This is a genomic window from Ruegeria sp. F12 (genome assembly GCF_056533885.1).
In genome coordinates this window covers 54,849-70,266 of sequence record NZ_JBQFOV010000013.1, presented here as the reverse complement: position 1 = coordinate 70,266, position 15,418 = coordinate 54,849, and the positions used below count along the sequence as shown (strand labels likewise).

General features: G+C 52.5%; 19 protein-coding genes. 12 read left to right on the top strand and 7 right to left on the bottom strand.

Features of this window, described 5'->3' with window-relative positions:
* Positions 1–280: 280 nt before the first annotated feature.
* A complete protein-coding gene (locus tag ACR0CA_RS16405; RefSeq protein WP_171212945.1) occupies positions 281–1,480 on the bottom strand; it encodes an ROK family transcriptional regulator in 1,200 nt (399 codons plus the stop codon).
* Between the two features lie 186 nt (positions 1,481–1,666).
* Between ACR0CA_RS16405 and ACR0CA_RS16400 the strand changes: the two genes are divergently transcribed.
* The 4 genes from ACR0CA_RS16400 to ACR0CA_RS16385 all read left to right on the top strand — a co-directional run bounded on the left by ACR0CA_RS16400 (position 1,667) and on the right by ACR0CA_RS16385 (position 5,323).
* A complete protein-coding gene (locus tag ACR0CA_RS16400) occupies positions 1,667–2,686 on the top strand; it encodes a sugar ABC transporter substrate-binding protein (RefSeq protein WP_170353723.1) in 1,020 nt (339 codons plus the stop codon).
* Positions 2,687–2,802: 116 nt separating this feature from the next.
* Positions 2,803–3,873: an ABC transporter permease gene (locus ACR0CA_RS16395; protein WP_170353974.1), complete on the top strand. Its 1,071-nt coding sequence runs from the start codon at positions 2,803–2,805 to the stop codon at positions 3,871–3,873.
* Complete coding sequence (locus ACR0CA_RS16390) at positions 3,873–4,655, top strand: ATP-binding cassette domain-containing protein (protein ID WP_480900288.1); 783 nt, start codon at positions 3,873–3,875, stop codon at positions 4,653–4,655. Before ACR0CA_RS16395 ends, ACR0CA_RS16390 begins: the two co-directional genes overlap by 1 nt.
* Positions 4,652–5,323: a nucleoside/nucleotide kinase family protein gene (locus ACR0CA_RS16385; protein ID WP_480900286.1), complete on the top strand. Its 672-nt coding sequence runs from the start codon at positions 4,652–4,654 to the stop codon at positions 5,321–5,323. Before ACR0CA_RS16390 ends, ACR0CA_RS16385 begins: the two co-directional genes overlap by 4 nt.
* Before the next feature lie 51 nt (positions 5,324–5,374).
* On the opposite strand, the gene ACR0CA_RS16380 is transcribed toward ACR0CA_RS16385, so the two are convergent.
* Positions 5,375–5,581, bottom strand: coding sequence for a hypothetical protein (locus ACR0CA_RS16380; RefSeq protein ID WP_171212946.1), 207 nt, complete (start codon positions 5,579–5,581; stop codon positions 5,375–5,377).
* A 148-nt stretch (positions 5,582–5,729) separates the two neighbouring features.
* Between ACR0CA_RS16380 and ACR0CA_RS16375 the strand changes: the two genes are divergently transcribed.
* From ACR0CA_RS16375 to ACR0CA_RS16340, 8 genes are all read left to right on the top strand, one after another.
* Entirely contained in the window at positions 5,730–6,062 is a 333-nt protein-coding gene (locus ACR0CA_RS16375) for a zinc-binding dehydrogenase (RefSeq protein ID WP_480900348.1), read from the top strand.
* Complete coding sequence (locus ACR0CA_RS16370) at positions 6,063–6,329, top strand: VOC family protein (protein WP_480900284.1); 267 nt, start codon at positions 6,063–6,065, stop codon at positions 6,327–6,329. It abuts the gene before it with no gap.
* Between the two features lie 229 nt (positions 6,330–6,558).
* On the top strand, positions 6,559–6,942 hold the full coding sequence (locus tag ACR0CA_RS16365) for a nuclear transport factor 2 family protein (RefSeq protein ID WP_480900282.1): 384 nt from the start codon (positions 6,559–6,561) through the stop codon (positions 6,940–6,942).
* A 136-nt stretch (positions 6,943–7,078) separates the two neighbouring features.
* Positions 7,079–7,582, top strand: coding sequence for an aggregation factor core (locus ACR0CA_RS16360; RefSeq protein ID WP_171212948.1), 504 nt, complete (start codon positions 7,079–7,081; stop codon positions 7,580–7,582).
* Between the two features lie 13 nt (positions 7,583–7,595).
* Positions 7,596–8,048, top strand: a complete 453-nt coding sequence (locus tag ACR0CA_RS16355) for a TspO/MBR family protein (protein WP_171123463.1) — start codon at positions 7,596–7,598, stop codon at positions 8,046–8,048.
* A gap of 11 nt (positions 8,049–8,059) precedes the next feature.
* Positions 8,060–8,614 (top strand): CIA30 family protein, encoded by a 555-nt coding sequence (locus ACR0CA_RS16350; protein ID WP_480900280.1) that lies wholly within the window; start codon positions 8,060–8,062, stop codon positions 8,612–8,614.
* A 127-nt stretch (positions 8,615–8,741) separates the two neighbouring features.
* A complete protein-coding gene (locus tag ACR0CA_RS16345) occupies positions 8,742–9,914 on the top strand; it encodes an adenylate/guanylate cyclase domain-containing protein (protein WP_480900278.1) in 1,173 nt (390 codons plus the stop codon).
* A 46-nt stretch (positions 9,915–9,960) separates the two neighbouring features.
* Positions 9,961–10,728, top strand: a complete 768-nt coding sequence (locus tag ACR0CA_RS16340) for a hypothetical protein (RefSeq protein WP_480900276.1) — start codon at positions 9,961–9,963, stop codon at positions 10,726–10,728.
* A 37-nt stretch (positions 10,729–10,765) separates the two neighbouring features.
* On the opposite strand, the gene ACR0CA_RS16335 is transcribed toward ACR0CA_RS16340, so the two are convergent.
* The 5 genes from ACR0CA_RS16335 to ACR0CA_RS16315 all read right to left on the bottom strand — a co-directional run bounded on the left by ACR0CA_RS16335 (position 10,766) and on the right by ACR0CA_RS16315 (position 15,310).
* On the bottom strand, positions 10,766–11,215 hold the full coding sequence (locus tag ACR0CA_RS16335) for a MarR family winged helix-turn-helix transcriptional regulator (RefSeq protein WP_480900275.1): 450 nt from the start codon (positions 11,213–11,215) through the stop codon (positions 10,766–10,768).
* Positions 11,205–12,305, bottom strand: coding sequence for an Acg family FMN-binding oxidoreductase (locus tag ACR0CA_RS16330; protein WP_480860783.1), 1,101 nt, complete (start codon positions 12,303–12,305; stop codon positions 11,205–11,207). The genes ACR0CA_RS16335 and ACR0CA_RS16330 overlap by 11 nt, the downstream gene beginning before the upstream one ends.
* 214 nt (positions 12,306–12,519) lie before the next feature.
* Positions 12,520–13,197, bottom strand: a complete 678-nt coding sequence (locus ACR0CA_RS16325; RefSeq protein WP_480900273.1) for a GntR family transcriptional regulator — start codon at positions 13,195–13,197, stop codon at positions 12,520–12,522.
* Positions 13,194–14,225, bottom strand: coding sequence for a Gfo/Idh/MocA family protein (locus ACR0CA_RS16320; RefSeq protein WP_480900271.1), 1,032 nt, complete (start codon positions 14,223–14,225; stop codon positions 13,194–13,196). The genes ACR0CA_RS16325 and ACR0CA_RS16320 overlap by 4 nt, the downstream gene beginning before the upstream one ends.
* Entirely contained in the window at positions 14,222–15,310 is a 1,089-nt protein-coding gene (locus ACR0CA_RS16315) for an isocitrate/isopropylmalate dehydrogenase family protein (RefSeq protein WP_480900269.1), read from the bottom strand. Before ACR0CA_RS16315 ends, ACR0CA_RS16320 begins: the two co-directional genes overlap by 4 nt.
* Positions 15,311–15,418: the final 108 nt, after the last annotated feature.

The window sequence follows — 15,418 nt, the reverse complement described above, 5'->3', positions numbered from 1 at the left end:
GCCTCTGAAGACATTTTGGATATCTGCTCGGCAGAGGTCAGGGCATAAGCGATTGTCTAAGCGTTAACCTAGATATCTCTAGTCATGTTCGTACTATAACTGATGTCAGGTGCTAAGTGATAAGCTTGCGACGCAGTCTTTCAAAGCGGTCGTTCGCGGCCGGTATTTGGTCCAATTCAAGCTGAGCTCGCATGTGCCAAAGCAGCGTTCAAAAGCGGTCTCTTAAAGCATGACTAGCGGATTCTTCTTACTTTGAAACTTTGACTTCGATGAGTTCTGGCTACATTCCAGAAAGCCCAGCGTTGGTATTCAATAGAAACTGGCGGAAAATTGGGCTGCTAGCCGCCCCAATGCCACGAGCGTTTTCCCCAACCGCTGCGGCCTCCACGACCGGAGGAATCAAACCGCGTTTGTCTTGGTTGATTAAGTAACGGCGAACCCTTGACACCAGTTCTTCCCGAATTTCAGGCGGGAACGCGCCATCGATAAAAATGGCCTCGAAGTCGATGACAGCACAGATTGAAAGAGCGGCCTTAGCTAATTCTTGCGCCGTGGTGCCAATCCATGGTTCTACATAGCGAGAAATGCTGCTCCAATTCTGCGGCTTCTTCCATAGAATCCCCGGGTCGACACCCGCTTCTATCAATCGGTCCTCAAGCAAAAACAGCGACGCCGTGTCGATCAGTTGCTGGCTCTCACCCAAAGGACCGGTCGTGCGCATGGCGCCCAATGCACCGGCATTGCCTTGGTTGCCTTCGAACACGGTGCCGTTCAATGCAACACCGCCGCCGATCATTGAGCCAATAAAAAAGTAGAAGTAGTCACGGTATTCTGCCCCACGCCCATAGAGATGCTCTGCGTGACATGCGGCTGTTGCGTCGTTGACCACAAAAACCGGCAAATCGCTGAACTTGGCGACCTCGGAAAAGAAGTTCACGTTTCTCCAAGACCGAAATTTTTTTGCAGCAAGCCCAGACAGATCGTGCCATTTCCAAAGTTCAAATGGGGTCCCGATACCGATCCCACAAACACGATCACGAAGCCTCTGGGGCTCGTGGGACAGAAGCGTTTCCAAACCAGACTCCAAAAAACCGAAAATGACCTCTGGTAACGGATAGTCATAAGTCGTGGAAAGTTGGCGGCGCGGCGTGCCAGTAAAGTCGATCAAGAGCAGATCGGCGCTACGCCGCCCGATCTTCATCCCAACCGACAAGATGCCTTCCGGATTTAATTCCATAGGGATTGAGGGCTTTCCAACCTTCCCGCGCAGTGGGGTTCCACGCTTGAGAATTGTGTCTTTTTCAAGCTTGCGCAAAATGATTGATACGGTCTGAGGAGACAGGCCTGTTAATCGCGCAACGTCGGCGCCTGCGGCGGGCCCATGGCGTTGTAAAACTGTCAAAATCAGACGTTCGTTGTGATCGCGAACCCCGCTTTGACTTACCCCACCGGTCAGTGTGTTGAGCGCCTCTCTTTCCATAAGCCTGAACATAAACACCTTATTTTCTTATGAAAAGGTGCTTAGGTAAATTAATAAATAAACTTTATTTATTTATTGACAGAAAGGCTAGAATCACAGTTTCTTGAATTAGACCTTCATTGGAGGATGAGGGCGAGTCTCGTTGGCCTGCCATGCGGGGCATCAACAATTTTCTGGGAGGACTACATGAAAAATCTATTCAAGATAGCCGCATCTGCTACCGCGCTTACGGTGGCTGCCGCATCTGCCCACGCGGCCGGAGAAACCGTTTGTCTGATCACGAAGACAGATACCAATCCATTCTTTGTAAAGATGAAGGAAGGCGCAACGGCCAAGGCTGAAGAGCTTGGCATGACCTTGAAGGCCTTTGCCGGTAAAATCGACGGCGACCATGAAACTCAAGTTCAGGCCATTGAAACTTGTATTCTCGACGGCGCTAAGGGAATTCTCCTGACGGCTTCGGACACAAGTTCGATTGTGCCCGCTGTTCAGCAGGCGCGTGATGCTGGCTTGCTGGTTATCGCTCTGGACACGCCACTAAGCCCGATTGATTCCGCTGACGCAACCTTTGCGACAGACAACTACAAAGCTGGCCTATTGATCGGGCAATGGGCGAAGGCAAAGATGGGCGACGCAGCGGCTGACGCAAAAATTGCGACGCTTGATCTTAACGTCAGTCAGCCAACCGTGGACGTTCTCCGCAATCAGGGCTTCCTCGACGGCTTCGGTGTGGACCTGGCAGACCCCAATGTCATCGGCGATGAATCTGATGCACGATTGGTCGGCAGTGACGTGACCGACGGCAACGAAGAAGGTGGGCGCCGCGCCATGGAAAACCTTTTGGCCAAGGACTCGACGATCAACGTTGTTCACACGATCAATGAACCGGCAGCGGCAGGTGCTTATGAGGCTCTGAAATCCATTGGGCGTGAAAACGATGTACTGATCGTTTCGGTCGATGGTGGCTGCCCCGGTGTACAAAATGTGCAGGCCGGAGTTATTGGAGCTACAAGTCAGCAGTATCCGCTTTTGATGGCTTCGCTTGGGGTCGAGGCTGTTAAAAAGTGGGCTGAGGAAGGCGTAAAGCCAGAAAACACGCCCGGAAAAGACTTCTACGATACCGGAGTCGCTCTCATCACGGACCAACCTGTTGATGGCGTGGAATCGATTTCGGTCGCCGAAGGCTTGGAGCTCTGCTGGGGCTAAATCAGACCTAATGTATGAGGCGCATGAGAGCGCCTCATCACTCCTTTCACCAGCAAACCGAAACTTCCTGTACACTCATCTCGTGGGCATTACATCGCCCGCGAAAAGGGGGAGATATGTCCGAAGCAAACCAGAGCGCCAAGGAATTTGAATCCGCTGCCAGCAGGACAGAAACTGTTGCAGCTTTTGAGGACCATCGGCGTGGCGTTTTGGGGAGGTTGCAGCATCTTCTCCACGTCAACCCATCTTTTGTGCCGCTTATCGTTCTGGTCGGTGCGATTTTGATTTTCGGACTGCTATTGGGATCGAAGTTCTTCTCGCCTTTTGCCATGACCTTGATCCTCCAGCAGGTTCAGATCGTCGGAATCGTGGCCGCAGCTCAAAGCCTGGTTATTCTGACCGCCGGCATCGATCTGAGCGTCGGCGCAATTATGGTATTTTCTTCTGTTATCATGGGGCAGTTCTCTTTCCGATACGGCATTCCAGTGCCAATCGCTGTAATGTGCGGGCTTGCGGTTGGAACCTTGATCGGAGCACTGAACGGCTGGCTTGTCAGCCGCGTTAAACTTCCCCCCTTCATTGTCACACTAGGGATGTGGCAGATCGTACTGGCGACTAACTTTCTGTATTCCGCGAACGAGACTATTCGCAGTCAGGATATCGAAGCCAACGCTCCCTTCCTTCAATTCTTTGGAACCAAGTTCAGCATTGGTGGCGCGACCTTTACTGTCGGCGTCATTTTCATGCTCGCCCTGATTTTTGTGTTGGCCTATGCACTTAAACACACGGCTTGGGGAAGGCACGTCTATGCCGTGGGTGACGATCCTGAGGCGGCCGAACTATCAGGTGTCAACGTCCATCGAACACTCATGTCCGTCTATATGTTGTCTGGCTTGATTTGTGCCTTCGCGGGCTGGGCTCTGATTGGGCGCATCGGATCAGTCTCGCCGACGTCCGGCCAATTGGCCAACATTGAAAGCATCACTGCTGTTGTGATCGGAGGTATCTCTTTGTTCGGTGGACGGGGGTCCATTCTGGGGTCACTATTCGGCGCACTGATCGTCGGCGTGTTTACTCTTGGGCTAAGGCTGCTCGGCGCAGACGCGCAGTGGACCTTCCTGTTGATCGGTCTTCTCATCATCGCAGCGGTCGCAGTCGACCAGTGGATCAGAAAGGTATCGGGCTAATGTCAGACACAACTCCAGTCGTCCAAGGGCGCGGGATCGTGAAGCGCTATGGCCACGTCACCGCCATCGACCATTCCGACTTTGAACTGCGGAAAGGAGAAATCCTTGCAGTTATTGGGGACAACGGTGCGGGTAAATCTTCCATCGTCAAGGCGATTTGCGGGGCCACCATCCCGGATGAGGGCGAGATTCTGATCGAAGGGAAGAAGGTAAACTTTACCTCTCCAATCGACGCCCGCAATATGGGTATCGAAATTGTCTATCAACAGCTTGCCATGTCTCCTGCCCTTTCGATTGCGGACAACATGTTCATGGGGCGCGAGATCCGCAAAAAGGGGTTCATGGGCAAATACATGCGTCAGCTCGACCGGCCAGCTATGGAGAAGTTCGCTCGTGAAAAACTGACCGAGCTTGGCCTTATGACAGTGCAGTCGATCAATCAGGCAATTGAGACGCTGTCTGGCGGCCAGCGTCAAGGCGTTGCCGTTGCGCGCGCAGCCGCCTTTGCGACCAAGTTCATCATTATGGATGAACCGACGGCTGCTTTGGGCGTGAAGGAAAGCCGCAAGGTGCTTGAGCTGATTCAGGACGTACGGGCGCGTGGTATTCCGATCATTCTGATCAGCCACAACATGCCGCATGTCTTCGAAGTCGCTGACCGAATTCATGTGCACCGGCTCGGTAAAAGGCTCTGCACGATTGATCCCAAGGACTACACGATGTCCGACGCCGTGGCCTTTATGACCGGCGCCAAAGAACCACCAAGAGAAGACGCTGCGTGATCGAGCAAGATGCAGCGCGCGTGTGCGACCTGATCTCCTCTCGGAGGCAGGTTGGGGTTCGGACGATTGTCGCAATCGCAGGACCTCCTGCATCCGGAAAGTCGACCCTGGCAGAATTCGTTGTGCAATCGCTGAACGCAAAACAGAACTCGGCGGTTCCTTTAGCCACGTTAGTGCCTATGGATGGCTACCATTTAGACAATCGTGTACTTGAAGCGCGAGGATTTCTGGCGAGAAAAGGCGCGCCAGAAACCTTCGATGCAATTGGGTTTTGCAATGCAATTAAAAAGTTACAATCCGCACAGCTTGAATCATTTCACCCCAGATTTGACCGTCAAATGGATCTCGCCATTGCCAACGCGATTGCGGTTCACCCCGACACTCGGACTGTTGTTGTTGAAGGGAACTACCTTCTGATGGATAGCGACCCGTGGAGAACATTGGCGGATGTCTATGCCGCAACGGTTTTTGTCAGCCCAACTTTGGAAGAACTCGTAAAGCGGTTGCATCACCGCTGGATCAAGCATGGATTTGATCCGAAAACCGCGTTGCAACGCGCGAAAACGAACGATCTGCCCAACGCTGAACGTGTCATCCGTGATAGTCGGAAAGCCGATCTTACACTGAACCAGAATTACACCGAATTCGGGATGCGCTATGCATTCTGAGTTTGCGCATTGGATTCACCCGTCCGTTAAAGCAGCACCTCTAGGCGGGTTTTACTGCGTCCCATCAATGTAGATCCGAATCGAGCCGAATTTCTGCTTGATCTGGCCGACCGATGGATAGCTTTCCTCACGCCGGTCGCAGTGCTTCTTGATCGCTTCAAAGCACTCGGTGACAATCCGAACCCAGCCCAGATTGTCTTTTCCGAGGTGCTTCTCAACGGAGCCGCGGATGTCATCATAACCGAAGGTGTTAGTCATCTGCCGGATCCCCGGTTCTAGGGGGGTCGGATTCTTGCACTGAAGCGATTTCCTCTAGCGCGGCAATGAGACGATGCAGGCCTTTTTTCTGCCTCTGCCGCCACCGTCAATTTGAGAGCAGAGAAGTGTTCGTCCGGTAAACCATTCCCTGCTTTATGCTTCCCAAGCTGGAGAGGTGATGACACCTCAAGGTCGCTTTGGGTTGATTGATGATCCTGAAACCTTCGACATCGCGCCTTTCAAACCCAAATCGATCTCATTGCATTGGGAGTTCATGTACACTCGGTCGCTTTTTGCGACTAGAGATATGAAACGTCAAAGCGAAATCCTGAATCAGGTCGCCGGGTTGATAGATGACGGAAAGATCAGATCCTCAGCGACCGATACACTTGGTAGGATCAATGCTACAAACTTAAAGAAAACGCATGCTATCCTTGAAAGCGGCAGGGCCAAAGGAAAGCTCGTGCTTGAGGGTTTTTAGATGAGAATTGAACGGCTGGATCATGTGAACATCGTGACGACTAGGTTGCCTGACATGGTTGCTTGGTATGAAGAGGTCCTGGGTTTGAAACTCGGGACCCGCCCTGATTTTCCGTTCCCCGGAGCTTGGTTGTATGCGGGTGATCACGCAGTGGTTCATCTTGTGGGTCACGAGGGAACGCCAAATGTCGGCTCCGAAGTGAAGCTCAAGCTCGAGCGCATTCGAAGAAAAACTGAGCGCGTGTCAGATCAAGTACCGCAAAACTGACGTCCCGGGCGCCCGAATGGTCCAAATCCATGTGGCCGATCCTGATGGAAATCACATTCACATAGACTTTGAAGAAATCGAGTAAGGGACAAACACTCGAAATAGTCGGAACGCAAAACTAAACTCGTAAATTCTTGCCGATTAGTGATCGAGATCATTACTGGGTTGCTTCCAAGAATTACCCGGACCAACATTTTTGGGCGGTACAAGCGTCGAATTGGAGATCAGCATGCTGGACCTCGAAACCAACAAGAAGAATGTCATTGCTTTCTACGAAATGATGTTCAATGAGTGTCGGCCTGCGGAAGCCTTAGATATCTTTGTTGGTGATACCTATACGCAGCACAACCCGCATGTTGGCGACGGCAAGCAAGCGTTTATCGAATATTTCGAGCGCATGGCCGCCGAATATCCGGGAAAGCGTGTGGACATCAAACGTGCGTTTGCTGAAGACGACCACGTTGTTCTGCATTGCCACCAAATCTGGCCTGATGGTCTCGAGTACGCAGGTATCGATATTTTTCGCCTGGATGCTGAAGGTAAGGTTGTCGAACACTGGGACGTTCTTCAGGAGGTTCCGGCAAACAGCGAGAATGACAATGGCATGTTTTGACTTAACCGTTCTGACAGCGGTGCATGGAGCTTTGAAAGCTCCTGTCGGCTAAACCACGATAGTCAGAGGGCATAAGTCTGATCCAAGAAACCCGCCGAAGCGTATCTATCAAGAACCCTTTAGCAAGGAGATAAATATGCTCCCGAAGAGTATTCTCGCGGCGACCCTTGGATTATTTGCAGCTACTTCGCTTCAAGCCGGTGTACAAATTCGCTTTATAGAAGGAGCACCCAAGGACCGTTTTGTTCTGACAAACGTTGGAGCTTGCGAAGTAGAAGCCTCGATCCTCAAAATTGACTTGTCGAAATCTGCGGGACGTCTGATTTTCGACGTTACTGAAAAGGGTGCGGGCGTCGAGGTCTTCCAGCCTCTCGAATTCGTTGAGGGTGCGGATGCTCTGCGGCAAATTCCAGCGGTCGTGGACGGGCAAGATACAATAGAACTTGAAATCGCCTCCCTCGCAGCCGGGGACACACTCGCCTTTACCATCGATGTCGATGATACTATCGGGCAACGCGAAATCACTGTTACAGGCTCGGAGATCGAAGGCGCCACGGTGTCTTATACCGTTGCGGAAGAGACCAGTACTGCGACCTTCTCTTCGGACGCGCTTGTAAACGTGACGACCAGGGACTGCTGAAAGCCATCCTACAATGTCGAATTGGTTGATCCGCATAGCATTCCTCGCGCTTATGTTGGGAGGCGGCATTCTGATCGGAACACTGACCGCACCTGGCGAATGGTATGCGCAGCTCTCTAAACCGGCTTTCAATCCACCAAATTGGATTTTTGGGCCGGTTTGGACGGTGCTTTATGTGTTGATCGCCATGGCGGGTTGGCGTCAGTTTGAAGCAGATCGAAGCTCGACCGCCATGAAGCTGTGGTGGGCGCAGATGAGTTTGAACTTTTTGTGGTCGCCAGCCTTTTTCGTAATGCAACTGCCGTGGTTTGCCCTTGTGATCATTGTCGCGTTGTTGGCTGTGATCGTCATGTTCATTGCTCGGGTCAGGAATTCAGATCGGGTTTCCGCACTGGCTTTCCTGCCGTACTTTGCATGGGTCGCATTTGCCACGGCGCTGAACCTCTCCATTGCGATACTGAACTGACAAGGAACAATATGCGTGCAAACTTCATCGGGCTTGTTTCAGGTTTTGTTATCATCGGATGCACAATGGCTCAGGCTGATGAAAAACTGACTGAAGACTTTTCCAAGTCTCCGGAGACGCGTTGGGACTACGTTGCCGACACCGTCATGGGAGGAGTTTCCTCAGGACAGGTGCAGTTTCGTTCGGAAGGTGATGTTGCATTCGCGCGGCTGACCGGAACCGTGAGTACAGAAAACAACGGGGGCTTCATTCAGTTCCGACGCAAGTTGTCTGAGCGACTAGATGAGGCTGTATCAGGCGTCAGGCTATTGGTACGGGGGAACGGCGAGCAATACTTCGTTCACCTCAGAACACGTGGCACGGTGCTTCCGTGGCAATACTACCAGGCCGCGTTCGCAACTTCTGAAGACTGGACCGAAGTCTATTTGCCTCTGTCAGGCTTCAAGGCTTCAGGTGCCATGTTGCGCGCTATTCCCGATGCGGACGCAATAACCTCAGTTGGGGTTGTAGCCTTCGGGCACGATCATGAGGCCAGCGTAGATGTCAGCGAGATTGGTTTCTATTGAAGTTCGCCCAAGCGAGGGGCTGTAATCTTCTGTTGAACCAATTCAGATCAGGCGGCTCAATAAGTGTAAGCGACAATGCAATTCCAATAGTCTTTGCTCATCTTATGCAAGCGACTAACTTGGGTACATGGAAGAAGTCACCCGACTAACCGAATGGATGATTACAGAAGGTCGTCGCTCCGGCGATCCTGTAAAAGTAGTGTCACACTTTTGTTCCTCCGTGGTCGAAGCCGGAGTTCCGCTGTGGCGAGTAAACATTGGCCAACGCTTTGCCAATCCATTGCTTATTGCTTGGGGCGTGGTTTGGACGCCCAACGGCACCGACAGCTACGATGTCACCCATGAGACGACGTTGACGGATGGTTATGTTGGGAGCTCATTTGAGTATATTCTGGCGAATAGAAAGCCGCTTCACAAAAGTCTTCAGCAACTGGACTCAGAAACAGAGCATTCATCCTATTTGGAGTTTGCAGAGCAAGGCGGCACCGACTACTACGCTACTTTGCTTTATTATGGTGATGGATCGCTGCATGGTTGCACGTTCATTACACAGGCGCCGGATGGATTCTCGACGGAACATCTAAGGCTGATTGAAGCGGTCTTACCGGCCCTTTCTTGCGCCTTGGAACCTGTGACGATGCGAAAATCGTCTAAAGGTCTACTTCGAACTTATTTAGGAGATGGACCTTCTGAGGCAGTCTGGAGCGGCAACATCAAGCGGGGTGAGCGAACAACTCTGGATGCCGTGGTTATGTTCTCTGATCTGCGAGGCTTTACGGCACTTTCCGAAACCTCAACGGAAGAAGAAGTCTTCGACACGCTCAGCGACTATTTTGATCTGGTGGTCAAAGCCGTAGAAGACAACGGTGGAGACGTCCTCAAGTTCATGGGTGATGGCATCCTGTCGATCTTCACTATTGAAGCTCAAAAAAACCATGCCGACCGTTGCAGAATGGCGGCTCTTGCAGCGCAGAGTGTGCTGAGTGGTTTGAACGCTCTCAACACTAGACGAGACGAGTTCCAAAAACCGCCCTTGGACATTGGAATTGGGATCAACGTTGGGCAGGTCAGCTACGGTAACATCGGTAGCCCCGGCAGGCTTGATTTTACGGTTTTGGGCGGTGCGGTGAACGTCGCAAGCCGAATTGAAAACTTAACAAAATCAATTGGTCAGAGAGTGTTGGCGACGTTAGCCGTTGCAAGTGCTGCACCGAACATGTTCGTTAGCTGTAGGGATCACGAAATACGTGGCCTTGCTCAGCCCATTGAGCTGTTCTTTCTCACTGAAGGGGCGCAATAATCAGGTATATTTTTTTAAACAACATACCTTTCCGGGAGCATTCTGAGTGTTTGCAAGAACCATAGCCTTACTGATCTGCGCTGGGGCTTCTCCGGCCACGGCATTGGAGCTTCGCGAAACTGGGCGCTATGAGCTCAACCAACCCGCAAGCCTTGACTACGATCCAACGTTTTGTGGCTTGTGGATTGCCAACGAGGGGCCCGAGGCTATTCTCGTTACATTGCAAGGTGATGAGTTGCGCCGCATATCCAGCGATCTCTTCCGTATCAAGGCAATTGCTATCGAAGGAGATCACTTGTTGGTAGGCGACGGTCTTGGCAGCCTCCAACGTCTCACGAAGGAAGGAGTCACTTTAGGAGCACCCTTTGAACTTGAAGGTGGATTTGCGGATACCGAAGGGATCGCGATCAATGCAAAGGGGCAGATCGTGACCGTAGAAGATGATCCGGAACGATTGTCTTGGTTCACTTCAGAAGGCGTCCTTACGGCAAGGTTGGATACCATGAAGCTCTCTCCCCCCTTAAGCGAGGCACAGGGCATCGCAATTGACCCACGAACCGGTCACATGTTGATCGTTGATGACTGGGAAGGGTCAAACAGCCTGTATGAGTTCACGGCAGATGGCCAACTGCTCGCCCAGCAAAGCCTGTTGGAATTCGGAACTGACCCGGAAGGCATCGCCATTAGGCCGGGATCTAACCAACTGTTCGTGGCGTTCGACGGTGGCGCGAAGATTGTGACATTTGACTACACACCCACCTTGCCTGAAGGATCGCCGCCTCTGCCTCCGGGCGCGGATTGTATGATCTTTTGAGAATTTGGCTGCTTGCTTGGGGCGATGCAGGTTACGGCTAGTCGCGCTCGTTGTCTAGCGTTTCACGTATGAGCGTCAAATTGGGCAAAGACCTATGGAACGGTTCGGGCCCGAGTTCGGACAAAACTGGAGCCAGGGCTTCAGACATCCGTTCCATAGAAGCTTTCAGAAACTCCGCACCTTGCGGCGTGGACCGGGCTATTTTCGAACGCTTGTCATTAGGGTTGGTTTCAAGGGTAATCAGGGCATGGTTTTCGAGGCTCGCGAGCATGTGCGTCATCGACGTCTTGGGCACTTGAAAAGCGTTCGACAGCTGTAGTGGCGTTTCCCCCTCGGGGCGCCGGACCAGGTGGCCCAATATGCCAAATTGGGTAGCGGTCATTCTGCCGGGTAAGAACGCTTCAAGCTTGGTCGAGATCAGCTGGTTGATGATCCCGACCTCGGTGAAGAACCGGTAGACTTCGTTGGTCTCATCTTCAGGCTTCATTCAGAATTCGTGTCTCCAGAGGCCAGCGGGGTGTGGCAATTGGCTCGGGTCCATACCCCAAACGTAGCAACATTTGCACCGTGTGGTCCGGTGACGCAAGAAGCTCATGCGCAAGATCGTATTCATCGGCCATCTCGGGATATTCCTGAAGGGCCTGACTGACCGGATGCACGCCCAGACCCATTTCGGTTGTCTTCAGGTAGAAACGCATCAATTGACGTCCGGCTTCGAGTTGATCGCTTCGCGTGTTTGTAGCTGTCGTGAGGACTGCGTATTGCGGCGTCGCGTCTAGCATAGCGAAGTAGCCTCGCATGTGAGACTGAGTGCCTGGGTGGTCAACATTCATAAGGGTCTCATTGTCCAATAGGCCAGTAAGTCGTAGCGTTTCCAGCATGGGATCGCGTAACTCAATCCCGTCCGGGTTGGCGTTGATTTCTGCTTTCCCGATCCGCATGAGGTCGACGGATTCTTTCAGGGTCTGCGGCGTTCGCATTTCGATTTCGAAAGCGCGTTTCGTAAGGTCTCGAATACGGGTCACCAAATCTTCATCGGTAATCAGGGTGGCGTAGTTTTCAAGGACCGACACTTCCGTCTCGGACAGCCGCTGTTCAGTATACGGTTCTTTGTTTGAATGTCGGTTGAGGATTTGATTTGAAAGTGGATCGGGTGCCCCTCCAGGTACAAACACTGCTTCTGCAATAGGCCCGTCATCCCCATCTGGCAGCAACTTGACCTCGGTATCAAACCCGAGAGCACCTGCCGCCAGGACCATCGTCTCAACAAATGCGCCGAGGCCAATATAGAGCTGGCGGTGGTAAGGATCGGTTTCCGGAAGCTCGCGATCTGTATCGCGGTGGATACGAACCTTGTTTTGCCCAACTAACTCGACGAGCCAAGGTTGCAAGTTGTGCGGGTTAGGGGCGAGAATCGCGTAGGACAAAGCGGCTTTGCGGTGGTCGTCATATGGTTGTGGCGTCCACGGAGCCAGCGCGTCATGCGGCGTGCGTGTAGCGAGAAACGCAACCGCGCCCGTTGCCGCCAGTATTGTGCCTCCGCCTAGAATCTTGAGAAAACGTCTTCGATTTGGCATCTTGAGTCTCCAGTAGTACGATATCGAACTAATATAATCCGAAATCGCACTAATTCAACCCCAATCGATGGCGAGATTGGTTGAGTGATTTGTAAAAAGTAAATCAGAACAGCCGGACGCAACCGCGGACTGCCGTTATCGACAAGTACTCGGAGCGCCTGAGATGCCACAAACAGCAGTTATTTTAGTTGATTAACGACCGAATACGAGAACATCAGAGGCTATTGAGTCGATGCTTTTCGAGTATCCCGCAAAGCATAGCCTGTGCTTGCAGCCTGTGTTCTCGATGACGTTCACGGGCGGTATCTGGACGACCTTCACTAATCGCTTGAAAAACAACCCGGTGATCTTCGTTGGATTTAACGGGCAGGGGCCTGATGAACAACGTCGTTGCACGCGCGCGGCGGACTTGGTCGCTCATCATAGCAACAATCGCTTCGACTCGTTTGTTGCCGCCCAACCGAACGAGCTCTTGATGAAACAACTCGTCTGCCTCTGCCCACGCTTCAAGGTCTTCGGCTTCGATGGCTTGGTCCATCTTCGCAATTGATCCAGCGAGTACCGCCAGTTCATCTTCTGAATAACCCGCTTCGGCAGCGCGCTGTGCCGCGAGACTCTCAAGTTCCGTAAGGATGTCGTAGATTTCACGCATATCATCTGATGAAACAGGCAGTATCCGAACGCCTTTTCGGGGTCGCATTTCCAGCAACCCCTTACTTTCCAACATCAGCGCAGCTTCCCGTATCGGGGTGCGGGACATGCCAAGGGTCTCGGCGAGTTCCGACTCCAGATGGTCAGTTCCGGCCGCAAGTTCGCCAGACAGGATCATCCGCCGCAAATCCCTAACAGCGCGTTGTGTATTGGAAAGAGTTTTTGCGTCCTGATCCTTCACGGTGTCTCCAGGTTGATTTTTCGTCCTTCCGCAGCTGAGAGGTAGATATTCTCTTCAATGCGGATCACGTCCAAATAGTCTCGGGCCGTGTTTTCCAGCGGCGTGCCCAGTAGAAGGCCCGAAATGACGTGACTTTGCAAGGCGTGAACGCAGTCTCCTCCAAATCCATCATGATCGCTTGGAGGTAGAATCTGCTGTCGCTCCTGTTTTCCAAACGCACGGAGGTCAACGGAACCGTCGCCGTAAAGAACTAGTGATCCTTCCGTTCCTTCGATAAGAGCTTCGCCCATGGTCTGACGCGGGTTTTTGGCGCTGTGGTCAAGGCATCTGTTGCCATCGAACAGAGTTTTCAAACCGTTGGGGTGGTCAAACAGGATGTAACCTGCGTCTTCGCCCGCGATAACGGGGTTAACTTGGCGCAAGTCCGCATAAACTGCGCTGGGCGCATCGAACAAAAATCGGAATGTGTCTACCCAGTGAACCGCTGTCTCATGAACTAGGAAACGTGGCATTTTTTGAAAGTACGGCTGCCGGTCCAGGTAGGCTCGCAGTCCCTGTCCGTCGCCGGGCCGAAGCCGGAAGGTCGCTTGTAGAGGTGTTCCAATTCGACCCTCGGTCATCGCCACCTTGATTGCACGATACCAAGGCTGAAAGCGAAAATTCTCGTGCACGACAATAGTTGCACCTACCGCTTCAGCCTCTGAAACGATCTTCTCCGCTTCATCCAGAGACATGCAGAAAGGTTTTTGGCAGATCAGCCATTTTATGCCCGAATGCAGCGCAGTTCGAATGGCGTCGGCCTGCACCACAGGTGGAAGAATGATGTCCACGAGATCTGGTTTTTCCGCCTCCAGCATTTTTGACAGATCATCGTAAGCGGCCAGTCCTGTTTTCTTCGCCTTGTTGATATCACGGTTGCAGGATGCAATCAGATCCGCTCTGGGCATTCGGGACCAACTTTCGTAGTGGAACCTACTGAAATACCCCGCACCCACACACGCGACCCTGATGGCTTGTTGAGTATTCATGCCCGCAATGCTTCCAATACCGATGAGGCTGCGTCCTGCGTTCCGGCGGTGCCACCTAGGTCACGCGTCAGGTTCTGTCCGTTCGCAGTCACCTTTTCCACGGCTTCACGCAACCGTTCGCCGTCGTTGGACAGGCCTGGGTGATCATGGGTCAACCCCAACCATTCAAGCATCATTGCTGCGGACAAGATCATCGCAAAGGGGTTGGCAATACCCTGTCCTGCAATGTCTGGAGCGGAACCATGGCAGGGTTGGAACACAGCGTGATTCAATCCGATATCCGCTGACGGAGCCAGTCCAAGACCGCCCATGAGACCTGCACCAAGGTCGGAGAGGATGTCTCCGAACATGTTCTCGGTCACCATGACATCGAACTCCCAAGGTTTTTGGACCATCCACAGTGCGGTGGCATCAACATAAGCATGGTCTGCCTGCAAATCGGGATGGTGGGCGGCTTCTGCATCAAACATCGATCTGAAGAATGCAAAGGCGCGGAATACATTGGCTTTGTCGACACATGTAACTCGACCCTGACCGCGCCCGGTTCTTTTGCGGTTCTGGGCGAGTTCAAACGCGAAACGGAACAGTTTTTCGGACACCTCACGAGTGATCAACAGAGTTTCACGTGCTTCGTCTTCGGTAACTTCGCCAGCGCCTTGGGTGAAGAACAGTCCTTCTGTGCTTTCGCGTATCAAGACAAAGTCGATCTCTTTTCCGGGAGGCAGCGCCAAGGGGGTCATTTGTCCACTGCTTACCTTTACTGGTCGTACACCAGCGAAAAGTCCCAGTTGCTTTCGCAGATCGATTTGCGGTGAAATCTCGGTTCCGTCAGGGTATCGAACATCTGGCAAGCCCATTGCAGACAGCAGAATCGCGTCAGCGTTGCGTGCAGTTTCGAGTGATCCAGCCGGAAACGATTCTCCAGTTTTGGCGTAGTGGCCTGCACCTGCCGGCGCGTCTGTAAACGCCAGTTCGTAGGTGCGGTTGCCGAGCGAGAGGTGGTGCAGAATTTCAAGCGTAGGGGCCATAATTTCAGGGCCGATCCCATCCCCGTGGAACACTGCGACATCGTAAGTCTTTTTCATTTTGGCCCGCTTCCTTCCCGTTTCGCATTCATAGCGCGATAGCAGCTTCCACTACAGTCCGTTGACAACGCATTCTTTAATGTATACGCAATTAAATGCAACAATAAA